Here is a 26,556-nt window from a genome sequence, read left to right as displayed (position 1 = left end):
TCGCTTGTGAGCACTGAGGGCACGGGAGCCGGTCGCGAGGTGGGGCTTGACGGAGGCTTGAGCGACGCGCTCGTGCGGACGAGACGGTTCTTCACGAAAGGCAAGGTGTCGGCCGACCTCCGGACGCTGACGAAGACCGGTGGCCGGGAGGCGGACGACTTCTACCGGGATCGTTGGAGTCACGACAAGGTGGTGCGCTCGACGCATGGCGTGAACTGTACGGGCTCTTGTTCGTGGAAGGTTTACGTCAAGGACGGCATCATTACCTGGGAGACCCAGCAGACCGACTATCCGTCCGTCGGACCCGACAGCCCGGAGTACGAGCCGCGGGGTTGTCCACGCGGCGCGGCCTTCTCTTGGTACACCTACTCGCCGACGCGCATCCGCTATCCCTACATCCGCGGCGTCCTGCTGGAGATGTATCGCGAGGCGAAGAGGCAGCACGGCGGGGACCCGGTCAAGGCGTGGGCGCACATCGTCGACAACCCATTGCGGGCCAAGGCCTACAAGTCCGCGCGTGGCAAGGGCGGGCTGGTCCGCGCGACTTGGGACGAGGCGACCGAAATGGTCGCCGCCGCCTATGTGCACACGATCAAGAAATGGGGGCCGGATCGGGTCGCCGGCTTCTCTCCGATTCCCGCGATGTCGATGGTGTCGCACGCGTCCGGCGCTCGATTCACCTCGCTGATCGGCGGATCGATGCTGTCCTTCTACGACTGGTATGCCGATCTTCCGGTCGCGTCGCCTCAGGTCTTCGGCGATCAGACCGACGTACCGGAGTCCGGCGACTGGTGGGACGCGGGCTACCTGATCATGTGGGGCTCGAACGTTCCCGTGACGCGGACGCCGGACGCGCACTGGATGACCGAGGCGCGGTACCGCGGGCAGAAGGTGATCGTGGTCTCGCCGGATTACGCGGACAACGTGAAGTTCGCGGACGAATGGTTGCCGGCAGCACCGGGTACGGACGGGGCGCTGGCGATGGCGATGGGGCACGTCATCCTGAAGGAGTTCTTCGTCGATCGGGAGACGCCGTACTTCACCGCCTACACCAAGAAGTACACCGATCTTCCGTACCTCGTGGTGCTGGATCCCGGCGACGACGGTGCGCCGTACCGGCCGGGCAAGTTCCTGACCGCCGCGGACCTGCCCGCGCATGCGGGGGAGGAGAACGCGCACTTCAAGACCGTGCTGATCGACTCTCGAGCGGACGAGGTCGTCGTTCCGAACGGGGCGCTCGGTCACCGCTTCGGCGAGGCAGGCGCCGGGATGTGGAACCTTGATCTCGGTGAGGTCGATCCACGGTTGACCTTGCTCGAGTCGGGCAGTGAGTCGGTGCAGGTCGAGCTGCCGCGGTTCGACGACGCTTCGACGTCGCTGGTCCGCGGCGTGCCGGTTCGGCGCGTAGGTGACCAGGTGGTCGCCACGGTGTTCGACCTGATGCTGGCGCAGTACGGCGTGGGTCGGCTTGGGCTTCCCGGTGCGTGGCCTGCTTCGTACGACGATGCGACCGCGCCGTACACACCCGCGTGGCAAGAGACGGTCACGGGCGTGCCGGCGGTGGCGGCGGCCCGGATCGCGCGGGAGTTCGCGGCCAACGCGGAGGAATCGCGGGGCCGGTCGATGATCCTGATGGGCGCCGGAACGAATCACTGGTTCCACTCGGACACTATCTACCGGAGCTTCCTCGCACTGACGACGTTGACCGGGTGCCAGGGAGTCAACGGTGGCGGTTGGGCGCACTACGTCGGCCAGGAGAAGTGCCGGCCGATCACCGGCTGGGCGCAGTTGGCGTTCGGACTGGACTGGTTGCGGCCCCCGCGGCAGATGATCCACACCGCGTACTGGTACCTGCACACGAACCAGTACCGGTACGACACGTTCTCCGCCGACACTGTTGCCGCGAGCACCGGTCGTGGCCTGCTGGCCGGGATGAGTACCGCCGACGTGATTGCCAAGAGTGCGCGGATGGGCTGGATGCCGTCGTACCCGACGTTCAACCGCAACCCATTGGACCTCGCCGATGAGGCCGCGGAGGCGGGCCGGCCGGTGGCGGAGCATGTGGTTGAGCAGTTGAAGTCCGGCGACCTGCGGTTCGCCGCGGAGGATCCGGACTCGCCGGAGAACTTCCCCCGGGTCCTGGCGATCTGGCGCGCGAACCTGCTCGGGTCGTCAGGCAAGGGCAACGAGTACTTCCTCAAGCATCTCCTGGGCACCGACAACTCCCTGCGTGCCTCCGAGGCGGCCGAAGGTCAGCGTCCGCGGGAGGTTGACTGGCATGAGCACGCACCTGAGGGGAAGCTGGACCTGCTGCTGACCCTGGACTTCCGACAGACGAGTACGACGATCTTCTCCGATGTCGTGCTACCGGCCGCGACCTGGTACGAGAAGCACGATCTGAACACCACGGACATGCACCCGTTCATACACTCGTTCAACCCGGCCATCGCGCCGCCCTGGCAGACCCGCACGGACTGGGACGCCTGGCAGACGATCGCGACGAAGTTCAGCGAGCTTGCTCGGGGCAACCTGGATACCCGCCGCGACATCGTCGCCGTGCCGCTTCTGCACGACACCCCGGACGCGATGGCCAACCCGCACGGCGTCGTACGCGACTGGAAGCACGGTGAGTGCGAGCCGATTCCTGGTGTCACGATGCCGAAGCTCGTCGAGGTCGAACGTGACTACACCGCGATCGGCGCGCAGATGCAGGCCCTCGGTCCGCTGCTGGACAAGCTCGGGACCACGACGAAGGGCGTGACGTACGACGTCTCCGCCTCGATCGAGTATCTCCGGGCCAAGAACGGCGCTGTCCGCGGCGGTCCTGCAGATGGTCGGCCGTCACTCAAGCGGGACGTCCACGCCTGTGAGGCCATCCTGGCGCTGTCCGGCACGACGAACGGGCACCTCGCGACGCAAGGATTCAAGACCCTGGAGAAGCGGACGGGGACACGACTGCACGATCTGGCGGCCGAGCACGAGGGCAAGCAGATCACGTTCGCCGACACCCAGGCGGCGCCTGTCCCGGTGATCACGTCACCGGAGTGGTCGGGCTCGGAGGCCGGCGGGCGCCGGTACTCGCCGTTCACGATCAACGTCGAGCGGCTGAAGCCCTGGCACACACTGACGGGTCGGCAACACTTCTACCTCGACCACGACTGGATGAGCGAGCTCGGCGAGAACCTCCCTGTCTACCGGCCGCCGCTGAACATGGCGGCGCTGTTCGCGGAGCCATCAGTGGGCGACGTGGGTGGTGAGGGGGTGACGGTTCGCTACCTGACCCCGCACAACAAGTGGTCGATCCACTCGGAGTACCAGGACAACCTGTTCATGCTTTCGCTGTCGCGCGGCGGGCAGACGATCTGGATGAGCGACAAGGACGCCGCCAAGGTCGGTGTCCTGGACAACGACTGGATCGAGGCGGTCAACCGCAACGGAGTCGTGGTCGCCCGCGCGATCGTGTCCCACCGGATGCCCGAGGGCACGGTCTACATGCATCACGCGCAGGACCGGTTGATCGACGTACCGATCGCGGAGACCTCCGGCAAACGCGGCGGTATCCACAACTCGCTGACCAGGATCCTGGTCAAGCCCAGTCACGTCATCGGGGGCTACGCGCAGCTGTCTTTCGCCTTCAACTATCTCGGGCCGACCGGCAATCAGCGGGACGAGGTCACAGTGATCCGCAAGCGCAGCCAGGAGGTGACGTACTGATGAAGGTCATGGCGCAGATGGCGATGGTGATGAACCTCGACAAATGCATCGGCTGCCACACCTGCTCGGTCACCTGCAAGCAGGCCTGGACCAACCGTGCGGGGACCGAGTACGTCTGGTTCAACAATGTCGAGACCCGGCCCGGGCAGGGGTACCCGCGACGGTACGAGGACCAGGAGGAATGGCAGGGCGGCTGGGAACTCAACAAGCGCGGCCGGCTCAAGCTCAAGGCCGGCGGTCGGCTGAAGAAGCTCGCCACCATCTTCTCCAACCCGAAGATGCCCTCGATCCAGGACTACTACGAGCCCTGGACGTACGACTACGCGACCCTGACCGACGCTCCGGCTCAGGAGTACACGCCGGTCGCGCGGCCGAAGTCGCTGATCTCCGGCAAGGACATGAAGATCTCGTGGTCTTCCAACTGGGACGACGACCTCGGCGGGTCGGCCGCGACGGCAGAGCACGACCCGGTGCTGAAGAAGGTGGGCGACAAGGTCAAGTTCGAGTTCGAGCAGACCTTTATGTTCTACCTGCCGCGGATCTGCGAGCACTGCCTCAATCCGTCGTGCGCGGCGTCGTGTCCGAGTGGTGCGATCTACAAGCGCACCGAAGACGGCATCGTGCTGGTCGACCAGGACCGCTGCCGGGGCTGGCGGATGTGCGTGTCCGGCTGCCCGTACAAGAAGGTCTACTTCAACCACCGCACAGGCAAGGCGGAGAAGTGCACCTTCTGCTTCCCGCGTGTGGAGGTCGGCCTGCCGACGGTCTGCGCCGAGACCTGCGTCGGCCGGCTGCGGTACATCGGCCTGGTGCTGTACGACGCCGACAGGGTTCTCGAGGCTGCGTCGGTCATGCCGGAGAGCGCTCTCTACGAAGCTCAGCGGTCCATCCTGCTCGACCCGAATGATCCTGGGGTGATCCGTGCCGCCGAGCGAGACGGCGTACCTCGCGACTGGATCGATGCGGCTCAGCGTTCACCGGTCAATGCGTTGATCAACACGTTCAAGATCGCGCTGCCGCTGCATCCGGAGTACCGCACGATGCCGATGGTCTGGTACATCCCGCCGCTGTCGCCGGTCGTCGACGTGGTCCGCGAGACCGGCGAGGACGCCGAGAAACAGGAGAACCTGTTCGCGGCGATCGACGCGTTGCGGATCCCGATCGAGTACCTCGCCGAGCTGTTCACGGCGGGCGACGTAGCTCCGGTCGACGCGGTACTGCGCAAGCTCGCCGCGATGCGCTCGTACATGCGCGACATCAACCTCGGCCGTGATCCGGACGGCTCGATCCCGGCCGCGGTCGGGATGGCGGAGGAGGAGATCTACGACATGTACCGGCTGCTCGCACTGGCCAAGTACGACGAGCGGTACGTCATCCCGCCCGCACACGCGGAGCAGGCCCACGACCTCGAAGAGGTGGCGTGCTCACTGGACTACGAGGGCGGCCCGGGGATGGGCGGCTCGGGTCCGTTCGGCGAGGGATCCGGCGGAACGACGCCGATCGCGGTCGAGAACTTCCAGATGCTGCAGGACCGCCAGACCTCGGACACCCTCGCGTCACCGGACGACAAGGCCGCCCGGGTCAACCTCCTGAACTGGGATGGCAAGGGGAGTCCCCGGGGCCTGTTCCCACCGAAGGCGGACGAGTGATGAGGCTCCGTGGCGACCAGTTGACGATCGCTTGGCAGTCCGCGTCGCTGCTGCTCGCCTATCCCGACAGCCAACTACTCGACCGGCTCGAGGTGATCAGGCGTGCAACGCACGAACTCCCGTCCCGAGTGGGTGAGTTGGTGCGGGCAACCGTCACGAATCTGTCCGGTACGCCGCTGTCCGAGCTGGAGGCCGACTACGTCGAGACCTTCGACAACCGCCGCCGCCACAACCTGTTCCTGACCTACTTCTTGTACGGCGACACACGCAAACGCGGAGGTGCCCTGCTGCGGTTCAAGCAGACCTATCTCGCGTCGGGCCTCGACCTCGACCCCGGCGAACTTCCCGACCATCTCTGCGTCGTCCTGGAGTACGCCGCGACTGTCGATCACGAACAGGGCCGGCGGCTGATGCTCGAGCACCGTGCCGGCCTCGAGGTCCTTCGCCTGTCCTTGACCGACATCAGTTCTCGCTGGGCCGGAGCGGTCGAGGCAGTCACCGCCACGCTTCCACCTCTGCGGGGAAACGAGCGCGACGCCGTGCAGAAGCTCATCGCCGAAGGACCCCCGGACGAGGAGGTCGGCCTCACCCCGTACGGCTCGGCCTTCGACACCGGCCCGGCTTCGCCAGTTCCGCTGCCGATGCCGACGTACCGCGGAGGTCGCTGAGCATGGACACGTTCCTGTGGGTCATCGTCCCGTACATCTGCCTGACCGTCTTCGTCGTCGGACACTTCTGGCGCTACCGCTACGACAAGTTCGGCTGGACGACACGGTCATCGCAGCTGTACGAGGACCGGCTACTGCGTTGGGGCAGCCCACTGTTCCACTTCGGTCTGCTCGCGGTCTTCCTCGGGCACGTGATGGGACTCGGCGTACCGAAGTCCTGGACGGAAGCTGTCGGCGTATCCGAAGGGGTCTACCACTTCCTCGCCGTCTCGATCGGCGCGGTGGCCGGCTTCGGCACCGTCGTCGGCATGGCGATCTTGATCTACCGCCGCCGTACGGTCGGCCCGGTCTTCTCCGCCACCACCAAGATGGACAAGACCATGTACGCCGTCCTCGCGACGGTCATCCTTCTCGGGCTGGCCAACACCGTCTTCGCGAACATCTTCGGGCACTACGACTACCGCGAAGGCGTCTCCGTCTGGTTCCGCGGCATCTTCCGCTTCCAGTTGCACCCAGAGCTGATGGCCGCTGCGCCGATCACGTTCCAGTTGCACGGACTCGCCGCGATGCTGCTGTTCGCCCTGTGGCCCTTCACCCGCCTGGTCCACGTCTTCAGCGCCCCGCTCGGCTACCTCACCCGCCCCTACATCGTCTACCGCAGCCGCGACGCCCAACTAGGAACCCACCGCCCCCGCCCCGGCTGGGACCGAACCCGCTGAGTTCACACCGCGAAGTGGATACTCTTCAGGAGTCTCCAGCAGGTGATGGCCTGCACGATGCCGAGCAGGCCCAGAACAGAGACGACGACCAGTGAGGCTTCCTCGCCGCGGGCGATGGCAACCATCATCAGGCTCACGATGCCCAAGCTGATGCCGGCCATCGCGCTGAGGACGATTGGCGCGAGTACCTGGCCCCATGCGTGGCCGCGGTGTAGCAGGATGCCGGTGAGCATCGTGGCGGGAAGGAGCAGGGCTAGGTCGAGTACGTGTACCGGATTGGTGAGTAGACCAGCATCACGTAGCTCTTTCGGCGGGGCCCCGTCCGGGATTGCCGGCAGGTCCTGGCTGAGCCAGAGCAGTGCGAAGCCCGCGGCGAGCACGATCAGGAAGGCCGACACGATCCTGTTCAGCCGCCCAGGCGGAGACGTCGGCACGCGCGCTATGTCGATGGTCGCGAAGAAGCCGATAAGCGCCCACACCGCGAGTCCGAGGACTGCGACGTACAACAGGAACAGCGGTCCGAAGTGCACGGCGAACGCATAGATCACGTATGTGTAGGCCGCATAGACGACCGTCCCGGCCCACGCGAGCAGTGCCCGCACCGAGCCCCGCGCGGCGACAACTGCGAGGACCAGCAGCACTGGGAGAACGACCAAGTTGGCGATGTCTTGGCCGATTGCCTGGGTCTGCCAGTCTGCCGTCTCGTTCGCATAGATCCTGTCGACGAGAATGCCGGTCACGCTGCCTGGGATGCCGAGCAGCGCGATCGGCACCGACAGCCACAGCCACCAGGGCGCCCCGACGATTCCGGCGGGTGCTCGAGGTTCGCTACTCACGCCGGCTCTTTCCAGGCGATCGCTCGGTGGATTCCGTCGCCGGTGAGGAGTAGTTCGCGGAGGCGGCCGACGAAGCGGGCGGCGGGGGCGCCGTCGACGATGTCGTGGTCGACGCTGACGGTCAGCTGGAGAAACTCGCGTTCGACGAGTACGCCCTGGAAGAAGATCGGTCGTCGGGCGATGCCGCCGACCACGACGCTCAGGGTGTGGAGCTGGAAGCCGATGCCCCAGCCGGCCCCGGCGCCGAACATGCCAACGGCCGTCACCCCCACCGTCCCGGCCAGAGCCTGTTGACGACGGGGGAGCCGGTGCAGTGCGCCGAGCAGTGCGACCCGGACGAATCCGGGCAGCAGCAGGTACGCATGCGCCCACGGCGCCTTGCGGACCGAAGGACTCAGGTGCGGATCCGTCTTGACCGCGTGGATCTCCTCGTGCAGCTCTTCGACCGTCCGCCGGGACGCGTCACGCAGGACGTGGGTGAACGCGAACGGCTTCCCGTCGACGTCGACCTCGACCGGCAGGCCGATGTCGACCTGGTCGAAGATGACCTCACGGCCACGCAGGTCTCGATACGCCTGAATGCTGGGATCCGCGGCGACCGCGCCGGCGACGCAGTGGATCACGAACGCCGTGAAGTGGCGCGAGGCTCCGTCCGCGCGCAGGGCCGCCCGCGCTGAGGTGACGTCGACCTCGAAGAGGCCGTGGATGGCGTGCCTGCGTCGTGCCGCCCGGCCGGTGTCGATCACCAACTGCCGGACCCACGGCACCGCTCTTACCTGTGCGCCCACAATGAACCTCCAGAGCCGATCTCATCTGAATGATCGACTTCCTGGGCCACGGTTCGCACCGGCCGAACGGTCCTTCGACGCGGGACCTTGGACTCTCAGCCGCGGAGTTGGGCGGCATGGTCGGGGACCTGGGTCTGCATGTCTCGCGGTGGGCGCTCGTAGCCTTTGGATGGTGGGCGGGGTGGGAGCTCGAGAGGTGGTCGCTGGGCCTCGTGGTACGGGACGCTGGACAGCAGATGGGCAATCATGTTGATCCGGGCGGAGCGTTTGTCCTCGCTCTCGACGACGTACCACGGCGCTTCGGGGATGTCGGTGTGGACGAACATCTCGTCCTTCGCGCGGGAGTAGTCCTCCCAGCGGGTGATCGACTCCAGGTCCATCGGCGATAGCTTCCAGCGGCGCATCGGATCCTCGAGGCGGCTGCGGAAACGGTTCTCCTGTTCACTGTCGCTGACCGAGAACCAGTACTTGCGCAGGAGTACGCCGTCCTCGACGAGCAGCCGTTCGAAGATCGGGCACTGGTGCAGAAACCGTGCGTACTCCTGGTTGGTGCAGAACCTCATCACATGTTCGACGCCGGCGCGGTTGTACCAGCTGCGGTCGAACAGGACGATTTCACCGGCGGCCGGCAGGTGTTCGACGTACCGCTGGAAGTACCACTGCGTCCGCTCGCGCTCGGTCGGCGCCGGCAGTGCGGCGATCCGGGCTACGCGGGGATTGAGGTACTCCGTGACGCGCTTGATCGTGCTGCCCTTCCCGGCGGCGTCGCGGCCCTCGAACACCACCACGACCCGGGCCTTCTCGACCCGGACCCATTCCTGCAGCTTCACCAGCTCGGCCTGCAGCCGCAGTAATTCCCGCTCGTACAGCTTCTTCGGCAACCGTCCCATTCCTGCACCATCCCGCATCTGCCATCCAGATCACAGCGGTCACGCCGCGGACGGGTCTTTCGCCTCTACAGATGCCGGACCGACCGGCCTGCACTGAGGGAATGAAGAGATCAGGACTTCCCTTGGTTGACCGGGAGGCGTTGCTGCGTGCGGCTGTCCTGGCGCCGTCGATCCACAACACGCAGCCCTGGCGGTTCCGGTTCGTGGAGCGGACCGTGCAGGTGTTCCGGGTCCGGGAGCGGGAGCTGCCGGCCGAGGATCCGTCGCGGCGGATGCTGTTCTTGTCGCTCGGAGCCTCGATCCTGAATCTGCGGGTGGCAGCCGCGGCGCGGGGGATGGGCTCGGAGGTACGTCACCTCGTCGACCAGCGGCTGCCGGAGCTTGTGGCGGTTGTGGAACTGCGAGACTCGCCGGGCGAGCCGTTGGCCGAGTTGGCGCCGTACCTGACGAAGCGCCGGACGAACCGGGAGCCGTTCACCGATGAGCGGGTGACTGCCCAGGTCCGCGCGGAGCTCGATCTGTGTGCTCGGGTCGAGGGTGCGGTGCTGCAGTGGATCGACAAGCCGTCCCGGCGCTGGTGGTTGCAGATGGCGACGAATGACGCGGTGGCGGCGGACGACGAGGACGCGGCGCGGACGGCAGAGCGGCGGCGGTGGGTCGGTGGCGCTCGGGACAGCGACGGTGTGCCGTCCAGCGCCCTGGGATCGCGGGTCGCGGGCGGGAGCCCGGTGGTCCGCGATCTGGCGGCGACGGTCGCGGATGCGGTGCGTCCGGTGGCCGAGTTCGAGCGGGAGCCGCAGCTGGCGGTGCTGGCAACTCGGTACGACGGGCCGATCGAGTGGCTGCGGGCGGGGCAGGCTCTCGAGCATGTGCTGCTGGAGGCCACTGCCCGCGGGTTGTCGACGTCGCTGCTGAATCAGGCGATCGAGCACGAAGAGCTCCGGGTGCAGATCAATGATCCGTTGGGACCGTGGCAGCGTCCGCAGGCGGTGATCCGGTTCGGGTACGGCCCGGCCGTGCCGCCGACGCCGCGGCGCACCGTCGAGGACGTCCTGATCATCGAGTAACGCGGGCCGGTTGGTCCGGAGACGTCGGGACCTTGGGCCCTGACCGCGGCTCATCTGCTGCGCCAGTCTGGAGATGCAGGGGGATTACCGGCTCGCCGGAAGCGGACCAGGAAGAGGTGGCCACGAGCCACGAGACCCTCCGTCGTCAAGACGGCCCCGCTCCGGAGAGCCGGTCCCCTGTATCCAGACTGGGTGGCTTGGAGGAGGTTGTCATGGGCACCGAAAAGCAACGTTCTGGGGAGTTGTGGGTGCTCATGCAGACCCGTCGACTCGGATTCGGACGCAATCCGTTGCGCCGCTGGTCGGATCGGGCTGAGACCATGCTGTTGTGGTGCGCGCTGCTCGCGGCGTTGCTGCTGGTTCCTGCGGGAGCCGCTGTCGGGATGAGCGTCCGGACTTCCCTCAACACGACGGCGGCCCAGCAACGGGCCGTCCTGCACGAGGTGCGGGCGCGGACCGTGGAAAGCACGGAGCGCATGGTTCCGAGTGCCCCCGGCGACGTGTTGTCGCGCGCCCGGGTGTCCTACACCGATCCGCAAGGCGTGGACCGTGAAAGTGTTGCGGGTGTCGCGATGGGCACCAAGACCGGCGTCGACGTGACCATCTGGATCGACAGTGCCGGCAACATCGTGACCGCGCCGCGGTCCCGCTCCGACAGCGCCGCGTTCGGCGTGGCGGCCGGCATCTTCACCGTGCTCGGTTCATGGCTCCTGCTGTGGGGCCTGTTCGGCCTGGCCCGGCTGCCACTGGACCGCCGCCGCTCACGGGACTGGGACGCCGAGTGGGACACCGTCGCCCCACGTTGGCTCCACGGCCCGAAGTAGCCGGAGCCGGCCCCCGCCGGCTCCGTTCGACTTGTCACCGGCGACGGGCGATGCGGTCCATGGTGGAGCGGATCGAGGCCTCGGTGGGTTGGGGCCAGAGCACGTCCCACGTGTGGAAGACGACGCCGATGCCCCAGGCGAAGATCGGGAAGACCGGCCAGAAGAAGCCGGCTCCGGTGACGTACCAGATGATCACCACGAAGGTGTTCACCAGGATGAACGCCATGAGATGGCCGGCGAGCTCACGCCGCTTGCGCAGCTCGGTCACCGCCTGCTCGCGTAGTCCGTCGTCAGTGCGTGGCGGACCGATGTGGTCGACCGGCGTCTTGTCGAGAACTGCCTTGTCGTCCATGACTACCTCCTTGCTTGTCAACTCCACCGTCTGTCGATGCCGGTCGGCCGGTCAGAGCAGCAAGACGTGCCTTGAGCGGGACCTTCGGCACTGCTGGCTCGGCCGATTCGGTCCGACGCTGGGTTCGACGGACGAGTGACTGGAGGACGTGATGAGTACCACGACGTACCCGGTCCGGGTGGATGGGGCGCTCGACGATCGGCTGAATCGCTGGTTGTGGTTGGTGAAGTGGGTGCTGGTGATTCCGCACCTGTTCGTGCTGGCGGTGTTGTGGATCGTGTTCGCGCTGCTGAGTTTCGTGGCGTTCTTCGCGATCCTGTTCACGGGCCGCTATCCGCGCGGGATCTTCGACTTCAACGTCGGGGTGATGCGCTGGACGTGGCGGGTGCAGTTCTACGCGTACGGCGCTTTGGGTACGGACAAGTACCCGCCGTTCACGTTGCAGGATGTCCCGGACTACCCGGCGCATCTCGAGGTGAAGTATCCCGAGCACCTGTCCCGCGGCCTGGTCCTGGTCAAGTGGTGGTTGCTGGCGATTCCGCACTACATCGTGGTCGGGTTCTTCGTCGGTACCGGAACGTGGTTCGCGACCCAGGCAGACGATCGCGCGTGGGGATGGAGCGGTGGCCTGGTCGGACTGCTGGTCCTGGTCGCGGCGATCGTCCTGCTGTTCACAGGGCGGTACCCGCGGTCGGTCTTCGACCTGGTGCTCGGGATGAACCGGTGGGCGTTGCGTGTCGCGGCGTACGCCGGGCTGATGGTCGACCAGTACCCGCCGTTCCGCTTGGACATGGGCGGCGACGATCCCGGTACGACGCGACTCCACGAGCCGCTGCCGCCCAGCACACCGCCGGCCGGCGCACCGTCGCCGGGGTCGGCGCCGCGGATGTCCGCTGGACGGATTGTCGCCCTCGTCCTCGGCGTCGTCGTGACGCTGGCGTCCGTGGTCGGCCTCACGGTCGGCGGAGCGCTGGCCTGGCTGGACCAAGGACGCCGGGACCCGGCGGGCTTCGTCACCTCGGGCCAGGTGGTCATGTCCACGTCCGGGTACGCGCTGACCAGCGAGAAGTTCACGATCGATGTCGGCGCCACGACGGTCCCGCGGAGCTGGTTCGGCGACGCCCGGCTGCGCGTGGCCTCGACCGACGGCGCACCGGTGTTCGTCGGCCTGGCGAGGTCGGCCGATGTGACGACCTACCTGGCCGGCGTCGGCTACACCACCGTGAAGGCGATCGGCCCGAACAACACGACGTACGACGATCACGTCGGCGGCGCGCCGTCGACCGAGCCGACCGCGCTACACATCTGGCGTGTCCAGGCTTCCGGTCCGGGGGAGCAGACGATCACCTGGCCGGTCGAGAACGGCGATTGGACGCTCGTCGTGATGACCGCGGACGGCAGCGGGAGCGTCAGTGTCCGAGCGGACGTCGGTGCGACCGCCCCGGCTCTCGAGTGGGCGTGGATCGTGGTCCTCGCGAGCGCGGGTGTGACGCTCGTGCTCGGTCTGCTCCTCGTGGTGCTGGCGGTCATCCGGCGACAGCAGCCGGGACCTTCGGCCCTGCAACGACCGCCCCTCCCGCCGGTGGAATGAGTACGACGGATACCACCGACTGAAGGATCGATCATGAGCGTACGGGTTGGGATCAACGGGTTCGGGCGAATCGGGCGGGACTATCTGCGCTGCGTGCTCGAACGGGGATCCGGTGGGGTCGAGGTGGTCGCGATCAACGATGTCGCGGCACCGGCGACGCTGGCGCACCTGCTCCGCTACGACTCGACGTACGGCCCCCTGAAAGAGGAGGTCGGTCACACCGAGAACACGATCACGGTCGGCGGCCGGACCCTGAGGGCGACCGCCGAGCGTGATCCGGCAAAGCTCGACTGGGCCGCGGTCGGCGCCGACATCGTGATCGAGTCGACCGGCAAGTTCCGCACCCAGGAAGCCGCCGGCGCCCACCTGAAGGCTGGTGCCCGGAAGGTGATCCTGTCGGTTCCCGGCAAGGACGTCGACACGACGGTCGTCCTCGGTGTCAACGAGGACGACTACGACCCGGCGACGCACCACGTCATCTCGAACGCTTCGTGTACGACGAACTGCGTCGCGCCGATGGTGTCGGTGCTGCACCGGGCGTTCGGCATCGAGCACGCTCTGATGACCACCATCCACAGCTACACCAACGACCAGGTGCTGCTGGACTCGCCGCACAAGGATCTGAGGCGTGGGCGCTCCGGCGCCGCTAACCTGATCCCGACGAGTACCGGCGCAGCCCGCGCGGTCGGTCTGGTCATCCCGGAGTTGGCCGGCAAGATCGACGGCGTCGCGGTGCGCGTCCCGATCGAGGACGGCTCGCTTACCGACCTCTCGGCGGAGCTCGCGGAGCCAGTCACGGTCGAGCAGGTGAACCAGGCGTTCGCCGACGCCGCGGCCGGTCCGTTGAAGGGCATCCTGCGCTACACCACGGATCCGATCGTGTCGCGCGACATCGTCGGTGACCCGGCGTCCTGCATCTTCGACGCCCAGCTGACCCAGGTTCAGGGCCACCTGGTGAAGGTCTTCGGTTGGTACGACAACGAGTGGGGCTACACGAGCCGTCTGGTCGACCTGACCGAGCTCGTCGCCGCCTCACTGTGAGCAGTCCAGGAGGATGAGATGAACAGCGAGTACGTCGTACGGCTCGACGGTGAAGCGATGCGGCTTGGTGTCGAGGCGGAGGTTGATCCGGAGCAGGTCGGTGTGAAGGCAGCCCGGCTGGCCGAGTTGGCCAGTAAAGGCATTCGCGTCCCTGAGGGGTTCGCGGTGACTGCCACGGCGTACCGCGAGTTCGTCCACCACGCGGGGCTCGCCCCGACGATCGCCCAGGAGATCCGTAGGTTCCGCACCGGTCGCGATCTGGTCGTGGCTGCGGCGGAGATCCGCTCGGCCTTCCGGGACGCGTCGATGCCAGTGGCAATGGCTGACGAAGTCCTGGCGGCGTATCAGGACCTGGGCGGTGACGGGACGCAGGTTGCGGTCCGCTGCAGCCCGGTGACCTTCGCGGACTCGGTGCAGGACGAGTTCTTCCTGCATCTCGCAACAGGAGACGATGTACTCGCTGCCTGCCGACGGTGCTTCGCGTCGCTGTACAGCACCGTTGCCATCGGCAACCGGGAGGCTGAGGGGATCGACCACCTGAAGGCTGTGATGCCGGTGACCGTGCAGCGGATGGTGCGTGCTGACCTCGGTGGCTCGGGCACGGCCCGCAGTGAGAGCACCTTCGTCCGGGTCCGTGCCTCGTGGGGCCTCGGCGAAGGAGCCGATGCTGACCAGTATTCGGTGCACTCTGGCGCGCGGCCGATGATCGTGCGGCACCGCGGCGCCAAACTCAGCAAGACTGTGTACGCCGAGCAGCGCGGCACACGGACTGTTGCGACGACGCCGGCCGAACGTGACGCGCTCGTGCTGACCGACGAAGAGCTTCAGGAACTCGCTCGGTGGTCGGTCGTGGCGGACGCTCATTTCCGCCGTCCGACGACGCTCGACTGGGCGAAGGACGGGCAGAGCGGTGAGCTGTACGTGGTCGAGGTCCGGCCGGGTGCGGCGCCTGCTGTCACCATCGTGGCGCGTGGTCGATCCGTTCTCGAATCCTCCGCGTCACGGTACCGGTGACTGCGATGTTCGAGGTGCGGATCCACGGCCGCGGCGGCCAGGGAGTGGTGACGACAGCCGAGTTGCTGTCAGTCGCGGCGTTCGCGGAGGGCCGGCAGGCGCAGGCGTTCCCGACCTTCGGGTCGGAGCGCACCGGCGCGCCGGTGGTCGGGTTCTGCCGGATCGCCGACCAACCCATTCGGAGTCACGAACCGATCGCCGCACCGGATGCGGTGGTCGTTCAGGACGCGACGCTGATTCATCAGCCGGACGTCCTGGCCGGTCTCCGGAGCGACGGCTATCTGCTCGTCAACACGTCACGATCATTGGCTGAGCTGGGTCTGGACGGGGCCGGCAAGCGGGTGCTGACGGTTCCGGCGACCGAGCTGGCGCTCACTCACCTCGGCCGTCCGTTGCCCGGCGCAGTGCTGCTCGGCGCGTTCGCGGCGCTCACGGGGCAGGTCAAGGTCGAGTCGGTCGTCGCTGCCGTCCAGGAACGGTTCTCCGGTTCCGTTGCTGCTGGCAACGTCGCTGCGGTTCACGACGCGTACGACCTCGCTCGACGATCCCTCCAGGAGGCTGCTCATGCGCTCACAGATTGAAGGCTCGCGCGCGGTCGCGCAGACCGTTGCACGGTGCCGGCCCGAGGTGGTCTGTGCGTACCCGATCTCTCCGCAGACGCACATCGTCGAAGCGCTCAGCGTGATGGTCGCGTCCGGCGAGCTGACGCCGTGCGAGTTCGTGAACGTCGAGTCGGAGTTCGGCGCGATGTCGGTGGCCATCGGCGCGTCCGCGGCCGCCGCCCGTGCCTACACGGCGACGGCCAGCCAGGGGTTGCTCTACATGGCCGAGGCGCTCTACAACGCCTCCGGGCTCGGCCTGCCGATCGTGATGACGGTCGCGAACCGCGCGATCGGGGCCCCGATCAACATCTGGAACGACCAGAGCGACTCGATGTCGCAGCGCGACTCGGGCTGGATCCAGCTGTACGCCGAGAGCAACCAAGAAGCGGCCGATCTGCACGTGCAAGCGTTCCGCATCGCCGAGGAGCTGTCGCTGCCGGTGATGGTGTGCATGGACGGCTTCGTGCTCACCCATGCGGTCGAGGGCGTCGACGTACCGTCGCAGGAGCAGGTGGACGCGTTCTTGCCGCCGTACAAGCCACAACAGGTCCTGGATCCGGACGATCCGATGACGATCGGCGCGATGGTCGGACCGGACGCGTTCACCGAGGTCCGGTACCTGGCGCACGCGAAGCACCTGAAAGCTCTCCAGGTGATTCCCCGGGTGGCCGACGACTTCGCGACAACCTTCTGGCGGAGCTCCGGCGGTCTGGTCCGGCCGTACGGCGCCCTAGGGGCCGAGACGATCGTGGTGGCGCTCGGCTCGGTGCTGGGCACGATCAAGGACACCGTCGACGAGCTGCGCGCCGAGGGCACGAGCATCGGAGTCCTGGGGCTGACGACCTTCCGGCCGTTCCCGTACGACGCCGTACGGGCAGCGCTGCGCGGTGCGCGACGAGTCGTCGTACTGGAGCGAGCTGTCGCGGCCGGGATGGGCGGCATCGTGACGGCCGATGTCCGTGGGAGTGTGCCGGGCATCCCGATCACCACGGTGATCGCGGGACTCGGCGGCCGTCCGGTCACGAAGAAGTCGTTGCGTGCGCTGTTCGCCGATGCCGTCGCGGATCGGCTCGAACCGCTGACGTTCCTCGATCTCAAGCGTGACGTGGTCGAGCGCGAGCTGAGCTGAGAGGAACCAGTCATGCCAGTACAACGGATCAGGTTCTACCAGACCGGCAGTTTCGCGGTCGGCAACCGCCTGCTGGACCCGGATCAGCAGTCCGTGCAGGCCGATGCCGAGCGGACCAACTCGCTGACCACGGGACATCGTGCCTGCCAGGGTTGTGGCGAGGCACTGGGCGCGCGCTATGTGCTGGACGCGGTGATGCGTGCCACCGGCAACCGTGCGGTCACGGTGAACGCGACCGGGTGCTTGGAGGTCTTCTCTACCCCGTTCCCGGAGTCGTCGTGGCGGGTGCCGTGGTTGCACTCGCTGTTCGGCAACGCGCCGGCTGTCGCGACCGGTGTCGCGGCTGCCCTGAGGGCGAAGGGGCGTACCGACGTCCGTGTCGTCGGGCAGGGCGGCGACGGCGGCACGGTCGACATCGGCCTGGGGTGCCTGTCGGGGATGTTCGAGCGCAACGACGACGTGCTGTACGTCTGCTACGACAACGGTGGCTACATGAACACCGGCGTACAGCGGTCCGGCGCGACGCCGCACGGTGCGGTGACCACGACGACACCGGCGGGGAACTCGTTCCGGCAGGGCAAGAGCCTGCCGTTGATCGCGATGGCGCACCGGATTCCGTACGTCGCCACGGCGACCGTCGCCGACCTGCGCGACCTCGAGTACAAGGCGACCCGGGCGATGGAGTTCCACGGTGCGCGGTATCTGCACGTGCTCGTGCCGTGCCCGCTGGGGTGGCGCACGGCCTCGAGCGAGACCATCCAGATCGCCCGGCTGGCCACGGAAACCGGGAGCTTTCCGGTCTTCGAGGCCGTCGACGGCGAGGTGACCGATGTGACCCGGATCCGGCGGCTGCGGCCGGTCGAGGACTACCTGCGACCACAGGGGCGCTTTGCGCATCTGTTCGGCGACACCCCGCGCGACGACGTGATCAGCAGCATCCAGGCGGAAGCGGATCGCAACATTCGCACGTTCGGCCTGACCGAGACCACCGAGGTGAGTTAGATGCCCGAGGCAAACAGCCGCCATCCGTACGCCATCACGCTGGACGTCGGTTCCAGCCTCGCGAACAAGACCGGGTCCTGGCGCACCGAGCGCCCGATCTACCTCGACCGGATGCCGCCGTGCAACGACGCGTGCCCGGCCGGCGAGAACGTCCAGGAATGGATCGCGCTGGCCGAAGAAGGTGACTACGAGGCCGCCTGGCGGCAGATCATGGTCGACAATCCGTTCCCGGCGATCATGGGCCGGGTCTGCTACCGGCCGTGCGAGACGGCCTGCAACCGGGCGACGCTCGACGAGCCGGTCGGTATCAACTCGATCGAGCGGTTCCTGGGCGACGAGGCGATCGGCCAGGGCTGGTCGGTCGTGGTCGAGGAACCGCCGACCGGCAAGCACGTGCTGGTCGTGGGAGCGGGTCCTTCTGGGCTGTCGGCGGCGTATCACCTGGCGTTGCGCGGTCATCAGGTGACGGTGCGGGACGACTCGCCGGAGGCCGGCGGGATGATGCGCTACGGCATACCGGCGTACCGGCTGACTCGGGACGTGGTGGACGCCGAGATCCAGCGGATCGTCGATATGGGCGTGCGGCTTGAGCTCAGTACGCCGGTGACCGACCTCGGTGATGCGCTCGTCGACTTCGACGCGGTCTTCCTCGCAGTCGGTGCGCATGTCGGGCGGAGGGCGGACATCCCGGCGGGCGACTCGGCGCGAATCGTGGACGCGGTCTCGATGCTCGCCGGTCTGGAGAAGGGCGAGCAGCCGCTGCTCGGTCGACGGGTCGCGGTGTACGGCGGCGGAAACACGGCCATGGACGTCGCCCGGACCGCACGTCGGCTCGGGGCCTCGGACGCGGTCGTGGTGTATCGGCGTACCCGTGAGCGGATGCCGGCGCACGACATCGAGGTCCGGGAGGCGTTGGACGAGGGTGTCCGGATGCGGTGGTTGTCCACCATCGTGTACGCCGGTGCCGACCGCGTCCGGATCGAGAAGATGCGGCTCGACGACTCCGGCTTCCCGCAGCCGACCGGGGAGTTCGAGGAGCTGGACGCGGACTCGGTGGTGCTGGCGCTCGGCCAGCAGGCGGATCTCGCGCTGGTGTGCGACCTGTCCGACGTCGAGATCGCCGACGGCGTGGTCCAGGTCGATGGGCGGATGATGACCGGGCGCGCGGGCCTGTTCGCCGGTGGCGACATGGTGCCGGGTGAACGGACCGTCACGGTCGCGGTCGGTCACGGCAAGCAGGCGGCCCGGAACCTCGACGCCTGGCTGCGCGGTGCGACGTACGAGCATCCGGAGCGGCCCGAGCCGGCGACGTACGACCGCCTGAACACCTGGTACTACGCGGATGCGCCGGCCACCCTGCGACCGCAGCTCGACGTTGCGCGCCGGATCACGTCCTTCGATGAGGTCACCCAAGGGCTGACCGCCGAGAACGCGTTGTTCGAGGCCCGTCGCTGCATGTCCTGCGGCAACTGTCTCGAGTGTGACAACTGCTTCGGCGTCTGCCCCGACAACGCGATCATCAAGCTCGGCCCCGGCCAGGGCTACGAGATCGACCTGGACTTCTGCAAAGGCTGCGGCCTCTGCGCCGCCGAATGCCCCAGCGGAGCCATCACCATGATCCGCGAACGTTCCTGACCTGGCCGGGTCAGGAACGGGTGGTCTTGGGTCGGGTCACAGGGACAACGGTGAGGAGGCCGTCGAGCCCCTTGAAATCGTCTGGGTTCGTCGTGAAGAGGGGGATGTCCTCGGCGATGGCGATCGCGGCGATCATCAGGTCGGCGACTCGACGTCTCGGCTTGCGGCCCGCGCTCACGACGGCGGCGCAGACTCTGCCGTAGATACGGGCCGCTTCGGCGTCGAAGGGGATGGGATCGAACTCGTTCTCGGCGCGCTGCAGGACATCCATCCGCCGGGCACGCTCGGCGTGCTCGTCGTAGTCGTCCTGTACGTCGTTGCCGCGGACCTCGTGGGGGCCCGCCGAGAGCTCTGCCAGCGTGATGGCACTGATCGCGATCTCGGACGGGAGCTCAGCGGGATCGACCCACTTGCGCAAGATCATGATGTTCGTGTCCAGGAGACCCTGCTGGTACTCAGCGGGCATACGGGTCGTCCAGCTGCTGGTCGGAGGTGGCGTCCTGGTCACCGCGGAAGGCGTCGACGGAGATGTCGGGGGCAGTCCTGGACATGGCCGCGAACTCGGCACGCGGGACGAAGCGCCGCCGGCGCCGCAAAGGGATCAGCTCGCCGATCCGGTGCCCATCGCGTGTGACGGTGAAGGACTGGCCGCTCTGGACGGCATCCATGATCTCTTTGGACTTCGTGCGCAGATCGCGCTGGGTGATCTCCGGCTGTCCGGTCATGCACCCACGATAGCCCGACTGTGGCACCTCGTGCTACCAAATGGCACACCGTGCTCCTCGGATAGGTCGGTTGGGGCTTGAAACAGGGTCGTTGGTCTCTGCTGTGTACCACGTCTCGAGCGTCACGATCGAGAGCAGACGTACGCACAGATGAGAGGGGGATCCCGTGGACGAGTCCGGTGCGGTGGATACGGTGGGCGGCCGGCCGATCGTGGTCGGGTACGACGGATCGTCGGGGAGTGATGCGGCCGCTCGCTGGGCGGCTGGTATGGCGCGACTCCTCGCGCGCGACCTCCGGATGGTCCATGTGATGCCCTGGCCGATCCTCCGTAGTGCCGGCGGCACTGGGGTGCTGGTCGGCGGAGATGTGCTCTGGCTGGCGGCGCAGCGGTTGGTGGAGACGTTCTGCCGGCACGTCCGCACCGAGTATCCAGGCGTGGCGATCGAGGCCGAGGTGTCGCTCGGCGATCTGGTGCCGACTCTGTTGCGTGAAGCGGAAGGTGGGTCCTTGCTGGTCCTCGGATCCCCAGGCTTCGGGGAGGTCCGTGAGCTCGCCGATGGAATGGCGACGGCGAGCATCGCGACCGACGCTTCGTGCCCGGTGGTCGTCGTGCCGGCGGGGTGGTCACCCCGGCCGGGCGACGTGGTCGTCGGCGTGGACGGATCGGAGCAGAGCCGAAAGGCGATCGACTTCGCGTTCCTGCTCGCCGAGCAGACGGGTGCGTCCGTGAGGGCCGTGCTCGCGTGGCACGACCCGAAGAGCGTGGGGCCGGGCGACATGCAGTTCCCCGTGTACGACGTCGACGCGCTCGCTGAGGACAGCGCCGCGGTTCTCGGCGAGGCCGTGGCGGGACGGTGCGTTGATCATCCGGATGTGAAGGTCACTGAGAAGCTCGTGCACGGGACGGCCTCGAAGGTTTCTCTTGGACGAGTCCCGCGATGCCGGGTTGCTGGTCGTCGGCTCTCGCGGCCGAGGACGGATCCGCAGCCTCTTACTGGGCTCAGTCAGCCGCGCGATCCTCCACGACGCCGCATGCCCGGTCGCGGTGGTGCGGTAGCAAACGGTGGCCGAAGGTCCCTGTGGATCGAGGGCTGACGGCTCTCCCTTAGCGGGCCTGGCAGCGCGAGATTGGTAGTGGGAGATGATGATCATGCAGAAACGGGCATCGCTGAACGAGCTCGGTCTGAGTACCGGGAAGAAGGCCCGGCTGCGCCGGATCCTGTTCGACCACGGGCTGCGGAACGGTACGGCGTTGTTCCTGCCGTACGACCAAGGGCTCGAGCACGGGCCGCGGGACTTCTTCGCGAACCCGAAGGCGTCCGATCCGGCGTACATCATGAAGCTGGCGGTCGCCGGGGAGTTCAACGGCGTCGCGATCCAGATCGGGCTGGCGGAGAAGTTCTTCTGGGACTACGCCGGTGAGATCCCGTTGATCCTCAAGCTGAACGGCAAGACCGACATCCCGTCGGACGCGGCGGCGCTGTCGCCGGTGCACGCGAGTGTCGAGGACGCCGTACGGCTGGGGGCCGACGCGGTCGGCTACACCCTGTACGTCGGTTCGCCCGCGCAGGAGACCGACTTCGCGCAGTACCGGCAGATCCGCGCGGACGCGGAGCGGTTCGGGATGCCGCTGGTCGTGTGGGCGTATCCGCGGGGCGAAGCGATCGAGGCGAAGGGCGGCAAGGACTCCTTCTACGCCGTCGACTACGCCGCCCGGGTCGCGAGCGAACTCGGTGCGGACGTGGTGAAGGTGAACTTCCCGCATCCGGCCAAGCGCGACAACGTCAAGCCGCCGTACGAAGAGATCTTCACTCCGCAGCAGGCGATCGACGGCGTGGTCCGGTCCGCGAACCGCACGCTGGTGCTGGTGTCCGGCGGCTCGAAGGCGGGCGACGACGCGATGTACCGCAAGGCCGATCAGGCGATGGACGCGGGCGGTCTGGGCCTGATCTTCGGGCGGAACGTGTGGCAACGCGGGTACGACGAGTCGCTTGCCTTCGTCGACGCGCTGAAGGAAATCCTCGTCCAGCACCCCAGCGAATGAAGGGAATCCGGTCATGACGAAATACATCCTCGTTGGTGTGGACGACACGCCTGAGGCACAGATCGCGCTGCGCTGGGCCGTGGACGCGGCCGAACAGCGGGACCTGCCGGTGCGGGTCGTGCGGGCGTACCTGGACGATCTCAAGCGCTGGCCCGCGGTCGGCATGGACGGCTACGTGCCGCCACCGATGCCGCTGGGCACGTTGCAGCACGAGCTCGACGAAGCTGTGCAGTTCGCACGCGACCGGCTCGGGTACGAGGGCGGGTCCGGGTGGCTGGCGGCCGAGGATCCGTCGGACGCGCTCCTGATGGAGGCCGGCGGGGCCGAGATGGTCGTCGTCGGTTCGCGGTCGCGCAGCAAGATGTCGGCCGCGGTGCTCGGCTCGGTGGCGACGGCGGTTGCGGCCAAGGCACCGTGTCCGGTGGTCGTGGTGCGCGGCGAACGCCGTACCGGACCCATTGTGGTCGGCACGGACGGCTCGCCTGACTCCGAGGACGCAGTGCTGTTCGGGTTCGAGGAGGCATCGCGAAGCGGACAGCCGCTGCGCGTCGTGTACTGCTGGCAGCCGCAGGCGGAGCACGCAGCGTCGATCGACAGCGCCGAGGCCCTGCTGAAGAACTGGCTCGCCGAGAGTCTCGCGGCGTACCGGGACAAGTACCCGACGGTGAAGGTGCGTGCTTCCATCGCCGAGGGCCGAGCCAGTACGCGATTGATCAAGATGTCCAAAACTGCCTCGCTGGTCGTCGTCGGCTCGCGCGGTCGTGGCGGCGTCGCCGGCCTGCTGATGGGTTCCGTCAGCCAGAGCCTTCTGCACCACGCGGACTCGCCCGTTGCGATCGTCCGCCGGCACGAGGAGTCATGATGCGCCACTTCCTGACCGTCTCCGACGTGATGACCAAGGACGTCGTCACCGTCGAGAAGGACACGCCGTTCAAGGCCGTTGCCGCGACCCTTGCCGAGCATCACATCAGCGCAGTACCGGTCCGCGACATGTTCGGCAGGGTGGTCGGTGTGGTGTCCGAAACGGACCTCCTGCGCAAGGAGGAGTTCCAGCGGTCACCGCGGCGTACATACCACTTCACACACCGCGCGGCCCACTCGAAGGCAGAGGCGTTGACCGCCGAACAACTGATGACCAGCCCCGCCGTGACCGTAGAAGGCGGCTGCGCCCTGGACGAGGCCGCACGGTTGATGGCGGCTCGCGGGATCACCCGCCTGGTCGTGACCGACGGCGACAAGCTGATCGGGATCGTGGCGCGCTCCGATCTACTCAGCGCATATCTCGCCTCGGACCAGGAGACTCTCGCCCGGGTACGGCGTGACGTCATCGATCGTCATCTGTGGGACGATCCACGCGCTGTGGACGTCTCGGTGGTGGAGGGCGTCGTGACGCTGACAGGACAGGTGGAGAAGCGCAGCACCGCTGCGTTCGCCGAACACCTCGTGGCAGGCGTCGACGGTGTCGTCGCCGTCCACAACCAGCTGACCTGGGCCTTCGACGACACAGCGCGCTCTCCGGGTGGGGTCTTCTACTGAGAACCCGGACCGGCACGTAACAGGGGTGGGTGAGCTGATGCGGCAGCTCACCCACCCCTTCGCGTCGCGGCTACCGTTGCGGCATGGAGTCGCGGCGGAGTTGGGTCGAGCACATCATGGGGCTGCCCATCAGTGTGCTCGCCCGCGGGGACGGCGCCGATTCCGGGCGGGCAGACGCCGCGGTGCGGGACGTCTTCGCCGAGCTGACCGAGGCTGATCGGGTGTTCTCGCCGTACAAGGCCGGCAGTGCGGTGAGTCTGCTCGCGCGGGGCGAGCTGACTTGGGATCGTGTCGATCCGGTGGTGCGGGAGGTCGCGGAGCGGTGTGCTGTCGCGCGGGAGTCGACCGATGGGCTCTTCGATGCGGACGTGCCCGGCGGCACGTGGGATCCTTCCGGACTGGTGAAGGGCTGGGCGGTTGAGCAGGCTGGCGAGCGGTTGCGGGAGGTCGTCGACGTGGACTGGTGCCTGAACGCGGGCGGCGACGTGCTGGTGGTGTGCCCGAGCGGCGAGCCGTTCACCGTGGGCATCCAGGATCCGCGAGATCCGGGCAGGGTCGTCGCGAGCGTGCCACGAATCGGCGGAGCGGTGGCGACGAGCGGGACCGCGGCGCGCGGCCCGCACCTGTACGACCCACGGACCGGACAGTCGGTGGCGAGCCGATGGTTGTCGGTATCGGTCAGCGGCCCGTCCCTGGAGTGCGCCGACGTGCTGGCGACTGCGGCTTTCGTCGCCGGTGACGACTGGCCCAAGATGTTGCTTGCGGGGTACGAAGGGCTCGGTGTTCTTGCCGATGGCAACCTGTCCGCGACGGCCGGCTGGGGCCGGCTGTGACGTCGAGCATCCTGCTGGTCGAGGACGACGCAGATCTGGCCCGGCTGCTCGACCGCGTGCTCACTGACGAGGGGTACGCCGTGACACGGGCGGGCGACGGACACACCGGCCTGCACCTTGCCCTCACGCGACCGGTCGACGCGATGATCGTCGACCGCGGCCTGCCGGCCGTCGAAGGCCTCGATCTGATCGCGCGGCTACGGAGCCGCGGCGTCGGTACGCCGATCCTGGTGCTCTCTGCCCGCAACAGCACGGAGGACCGGGTCGAGGGCCTCGATGCCGGGGCCGAGGACTACCTGACCAAGCCGTTCGAGCTCACCGAACTGCTCGCGCGCGTCCGCGCGCTGCTCCGACGTCACCTGGATCACGCTGTCCAGCTCGCCGTACCGGGTGGCTCGCTGGACCTCGCGACGCGGACGGTACGACGGACCGACGAGGTGCCCGCGGAACTGTCGGAGCGGGAGGCAGCCCTGCTCGGACTGCTGGCGGCACGACCTGGTGCAGTGTTCAGCCGGGCCGAACTGCTCGATCGGGTGTTCGGCGACGCCGAGTCGGAAACGGTCGTCGACACATATGTCCACTACTGCCGGCGGAAGCTCGGGCGGGGCGTGATCAGCACGGTTCGTGGGCTCGGGTACCGGCTGGGGAAGCTGTGACCGGCCGTCCGATCGGTGACGAGGTGCTCGTACGTCGCGCCGCGCGCGGTGTCGCCGTGCAGGCAGCCGCCTTGGTCGCGCTGGCGATGTTGCTCTTGATCGCTCTGGTCACCCTGGTGGTCGTCCGGGGGCAGGCCGGTGCAGCGGACGATCTGCTCCGGTCCGCGGTCGCCACGGCTGACGACGTGGGCGATCCGCCGGCCGGGACTTGGTTGGTCCTGACCGGTCCGTCCGGGACGACCAGCTCACCTGGACTGCCTTCGGAGCTACTGCCCGAGCTGGCGGCGCTCCGGGCGCGCGCCACCGCACAGGTCGGGTTGATCACGGTCGAGAACGACGACGGCGAGTACCGCATTGCGAGTGGTCTCGTTGAGGGCAAGCGGGTGCAGGCCGTCCTCAACCTGGCGGCTGCGCACAAGGACCGTGCGAGGTTGCTGCAGGCGATGGGGTCTGCTGCGGTGCTCGGTCTGCTGCTGGCCGGCCTGCTGGGCGTGCTGATCGGACGGCGCGCCGTACGGCCGCTCGCGCAGGCGCTGACGTTGCAGCGCGCGTTCGTCGCCGACGCGGGGCATGAGCTGCGGACGCCGCTGACGTTACTGAGCACACGAGCGCAGGTCCTCGGGCGGGCCTTGCGTCGCACCGGTGCCAATGACGAGATCGTGGGCGACGCAGACGGTGTTGTCGCGGACACGCGCCGGCTCGCGGAGGTCGTCGACGACCTCCTGGCCGCGGCTGATCCGCGCGGCACCGACAACCACGAGCCGGTCGATCTGGTCCGGATCGCTCGGGACGTGGCCGATGCCGCAGGAGCTCATGCGGAGCAGACTGGAGTGCGGCTGCGCTGGGCCGCCGACACCGACACTGCGCGGGCCCTCGGTTCACCGAGTGCGATCCGGCGCGCGACGATCGCGCTGGTCGACAACGCGATCGACCACACGCCGCCCGGCGGCGAGGTCCGGATCGCCGTACGACGGCAGCGCGGCGACGTGGTCCTCGCGGTCAGAGACTCGGGTCCCGGGATCGGTCCCGAGGCGGCGCAGCGGGTCCTGCGCCGCTTCGACTCCAGCGGTCACCGCGCCGGACGCCGGCACTACGGCCTCGGTCTGGCGCTGGCGCATGACGTCGCGAACCGGCTCGGCGGGCAGCTCCGGCTCGCCCCGAGCGAGATCGGCGCAACGTTCGAGCTCGTCCTGCCGGTCATCGCGGAAGGCGGTCCAAGGAACGACTAAGAATCGGCGGT

At 67.8% G+C, this 26,556-nt stretch carries 26 protein-coding genes; 20 read left to right on the top strand and 6 right to left on the bottom strand.

Features of this window, described 5'->3' with window-relative positions; genetic code table 11:
- Nucleotides 1-6 precede the first annotated feature (6 nt).
- The 4 genes from OHB24_RS35010 to narI are packed head-to-tail and all read left to right on the top strand — an operon-like array spanning nt 7 to nt 6,750.
- Nucleotides 7-3,714, top strand: a complete 3,708-nt coding sequence (locus OHB24_RS35010) for a nitrate reductase subunit alpha (RefSeq protein ID WP_327635183.1) — start codon at nt 7-9, stop codon at nt 3,712-3,714.
- The gene (gene narH, locus OHB24_RS35005) at nt 3,714-5,363 is read left to right on the top strand and encodes a nitrate reductase subunit beta (protein WP_327635182.1); all 1,650 of its coding nucleotides are present in this window, start codon (nt 3,714-3,716) and stop codon (nt 5,361-5,363) included. The genes OHB24_RS35010 and narH overlap by 1 nt, the downstream gene beginning before the upstream one ends.
- Nucleotides 5,363-6,031: a nitrate reductase molybdenum cofactor assembly chaperone gene (gene narJ / locus OHB24_RS35000; RefSeq protein ID WP_327635181.1), complete on the top strand. Its 669-nt coding sequence runs from the start codon at nt 5,363-5,365 to the stop codon at nt 6,029-6,031. The genes narH and narJ overlap by 1 nt, the downstream gene beginning before the upstream one ends.
- A gap of 2 nt (nt 6,032-6,033) precedes the next feature.
- Nucleotides 6,034-6,750 carry a respiratory nitrate reductase subunit gamma gene (gene narI / locus OHB24_RS34995; RefSeq protein WP_327635180.1) on the top strand — a complete coding sequence of 239 codons (717 nt, stop codon included), beginning with the start codon at nt 6,034-6,036 and terminating at the stop codon, nt 6,748-6,750.
- 2 nt (nt 6,751-6,752) lie between these two features.
- Here narI and OHB24_RS34990 read toward each other — a convergent pair whose 3' ends face one another.
- The 3 genes from OHB24_RS34990 to ppk2 all read right to left on the bottom strand — a co-directional run bounded on the left by OHB24_RS34990 (nt 6,753) and on the right by ppk2 (nt 9,264).
- Nucleotides 6,753-7,586 (bottom strand): hypothetical protein, encoded by an 834-nt coding sequence (locus tag OHB24_RS34990; RefSeq protein WP_327635179.1) that lies wholly within the window; start codon nt 7,584-7,586, stop codon nt 6,753-6,755.
- Nucleotides 7,583-8,353, bottom strand: a complete 771-nt coding sequence (locus OHB24_RS34985) for a 2-oxo acid dehydrogenase subunit E2 (RefSeq protein WP_327635178.1) — start codon at nt 8,351-8,353, stop codon at nt 7,583-7,585. Before OHB24_RS34985 ends, OHB24_RS34990 begins: the two co-directional genes overlap by 4 nt.
- A gap of 116 nt (nt 8,354-8,469) precedes the next feature.
- Nucleotides 8,470-9,264: a polyphosphate kinase 2 gene (gene ppk2 / locus OHB24_RS34980; protein ID WP_327635177.1), complete on the bottom strand. Its 795-nt coding sequence runs from the start codon at nt 9,262-9,264 to the stop codon at nt 8,470-8,472.
- A 101-nt stretch (nt 9,265-9,365) separates the two neighbouring features.
- Between ppk2 and OHB24_RS34975 the strand changes: the two genes are divergently transcribed.
- Both OHB24_RS34975 and OHB24_RS34970 read left to right on the top strand, forming a co-directional pair.
- On the top strand, nt 9,366-10,331 hold the full coding sequence (locus tag OHB24_RS34975) for an Acg family FMN-binding oxidoreductase (protein WP_327635176.1): 966 nt from the start codon (nt 9,366-9,368) through the stop codon (nt 10,329-10,331).
- Nucleotides 10,332-10,543: 212 nt separating this feature from the next.
- Entirely contained in the window at nt 10,544-11,155 is a 612-nt protein-coding gene (locus tag OHB24_RS34970; protein WP_327635175.1) for an Rv1733c family protein, read from the top strand.
- A gap of 34 nt (nt 11,156-11,189) precedes the next feature.
- Here OHB24_RS34970 and OHB24_RS34965 read toward each other — a convergent pair whose 3' ends face one another.
- The gene (locus OHB24_RS34965; protein WP_327635174.1) at nt 11,190-11,507 is read right to left on the bottom strand and encodes a 2TM domain-containing protein; all 318 of its coding nucleotides are present in this window, start codon (nt 11,505-11,507) and stop codon (nt 11,190-11,192) included.
- Between the two features lie 151 nt (nt 11,508-11,658).
- Here OHB24_RS34965 and OHB24_RS34960 point away from each other — a divergent pair, with 151 nt between their 5' ends.
- From OHB24_RS34960 to OHB24_RS34930, 7 genes are read left to right on the top strand one after another with little or no spacing between them, the layout of a single operon-like run.
- Complete coding sequence (locus OHB24_RS34960) at nt 11,659-13,098, top strand: DUF4389 domain-containing protein (RefSeq protein WP_327635173.1); 1,440 nt, start codon at nt 11,659-11,661, stop codon at nt 13,096-13,098.
- Between the two features lie 33 nt (nt 13,099-13,131).
- Nucleotides 13,132-14,139 (top strand): type I glyceraldehyde-3-phosphate dehydrogenase, encoded by a 1,008-nt coding sequence (gap, locus tag OHB24_RS34955; RefSeq protein ID WP_327635172.1) that lies wholly within the window; start codon nt 13,132-13,134, stop codon nt 14,137-14,139.
- Nucleotides 14,140-14,157: 18 nt separating this feature from the next.
- Nucleotides 14,158-15,153: a PEP/pyruvate-binding domain-containing protein gene (locus OHB24_RS34950; RefSeq protein ID WP_327635171.1), complete on the top strand. Its 996-nt coding sequence runs from the start codon at nt 14,158-14,160 to the stop codon at nt 15,151-15,153.
- A 5-nt stretch (nt 15,154-15,158) separates the two neighbouring features.
- Nucleotides 15,159-15,734, top strand: coding sequence for a 2-oxoacid:acceptor oxidoreductase family protein (locus tag OHB24_RS34945; protein WP_327635170.1), 576 nt, complete (start codon nt 15,159-15,161; stop codon nt 15,732-15,734).
- A complete protein-coding gene (locus tag OHB24_RS34940; RefSeq protein ID WP_327635169.1) occupies nt 15,718-16,884 on the top strand; it encodes a transketolase C-terminal domain-containing protein in 1,167 nt (388 codons plus the stop codon). The genes OHB24_RS34945 and OHB24_RS34940 overlap by 17 nt, the downstream gene beginning before the upstream one ends.
- A gap of 12 nt (nt 16,885-16,896) precedes the next feature.
- Complete coding sequence (locus OHB24_RS34935) at nt 16,897-17,886, top strand: thiamine pyrophosphate-dependent enzyme (RefSeq protein WP_327635168.1); 990 nt, start codon at nt 16,897-16,899, stop codon at nt 17,884-17,886.
- Nucleotides 17,887-19,521 carry an NAD(P)-binding protein gene (locus OHB24_RS34930; protein ID WP_327635167.1) on the top strand — a complete coding sequence of 545 codons (1,635 nt, stop codon included), beginning with the start codon at nt 17,887-17,889 and terminating at the stop codon, nt 19,519-19,521.
- 10 nt (nt 19,522-19,531) lie between these two features.
- Here OHB24_RS34930 and OHB24_RS34925 read toward each other — a convergent pair whose 3' ends face one another.
- Nucleotides 19,532-19,987 (bottom strand): type II toxin-antitoxin system VapC family toxin, encoded by a 456-nt coding sequence (locus OHB24_RS34925; RefSeq protein WP_327635166.1) that lies wholly within the window; start codon nt 19,985-19,987, stop codon nt 19,532-19,534.
- On the bottom strand, nt 19,977-20,246 hold the full coding sequence (locus OHB24_RS34920; protein ID WP_327635165.1) for a type II toxin-antitoxin system Phd/YefM family antitoxin: 270 nt from the start codon (nt 20,244-20,246) through the stop codon (nt 19,977-19,979). Before OHB24_RS34920 ends, OHB24_RS34925 begins: the two co-directional genes overlap by 11 nt.
- Nucleotides 20,247-20,412: 166 nt before the next feature.
- Here OHB24_RS34920 and OHB24_RS34915 point away from each other — a divergent pair, with 166 nt between their 5' ends.
- The 7 genes from OHB24_RS34915 to OHB24_RS34885 all read left to right on the top strand — a co-directional run bounded on the left by OHB24_RS34915 (nt 20,413) and on the right by OHB24_RS34885 (nt 26,545).
- A complete protein-coding gene (locus OHB24_RS34915; protein ID WP_327635164.1) occupies nt 20,413-21,342 on the top strand; it encodes a universal stress protein in 930 nt (309 codons plus the stop codon).
- A 55-nt stretch (nt 21,343-21,397) separates the two neighbouring features.
- Complete coding sequence (locus tag OHB24_RS34910) at nt 21,398-22,291, top strand: class I fructose-bisphosphate aldolase (protein WP_327635163.1); 894 nt, start codon at nt 21,398-21,400, stop codon at nt 22,289-22,291.
- A 13-nt stretch (nt 22,292-22,304) separates the two neighbouring features.
- Nucleotides 22,305-23,153: a universal stress protein gene (locus OHB24_RS34905; protein ID WP_327635162.1), complete on the top strand. Its 849-nt coding sequence runs from the start codon at nt 22,305-22,307 to the stop codon at nt 23,151-23,153.
- Complete coding sequence (locus tag OHB24_RS34900) at nt 23,150-23,827, top strand: CBS domain-containing protein (RefSeq protein WP_327635161.1); 678 nt, start codon at nt 23,150-23,152, stop codon at nt 23,825-23,827. Before OHB24_RS34905 ends, OHB24_RS34900 begins: the two co-directional genes overlap by 4 nt.
- A gap of 83 nt (nt 23,828-23,910) precedes the next feature.
- A complete protein-coding gene (locus OHB24_RS34895; protein ID WP_327635160.1) occupies nt 23,911-24,660 on the top strand; it encodes an FAD:protein FMN transferase in 750 nt (249 codons plus the stop codon).
- Nucleotides 24,657-25,316, top strand: coding sequence for a response regulator transcription factor (locus OHB24_RS34890; RefSeq protein ID WP_327635159.1), 660 nt, complete (start codon nt 24,657-24,659; stop codon nt 25,314-25,316). The genes OHB24_RS34895 and OHB24_RS34890 overlap by 4 nt, the downstream gene beginning before the upstream one ends.
- Entirely contained in the window at nt 25,313-26,545 is a 1,233-nt protein-coding gene (locus OHB24_RS34885) for a sensor histidine kinase (RefSeq protein WP_327635158.1), read from the top strand. The genes OHB24_RS34890 and OHB24_RS34885 overlap by 4 nt, the downstream gene beginning before the upstream one ends.
- The last annotated feature ends 11 nt before the right edge of the window (nt 26,546-26,556 follow it).

This window comes from Kribbella sp. NBC_00482 (assembly GCF_036013725.1).
Lineage (GTDB): Bacteria > Actinomycetota > Actinomycetes > Propionibacteriales > Kribbellaceae > Kribbella.
This window is presented reverse-complemented; position numbering and strand designations above follow the sequence as displayed.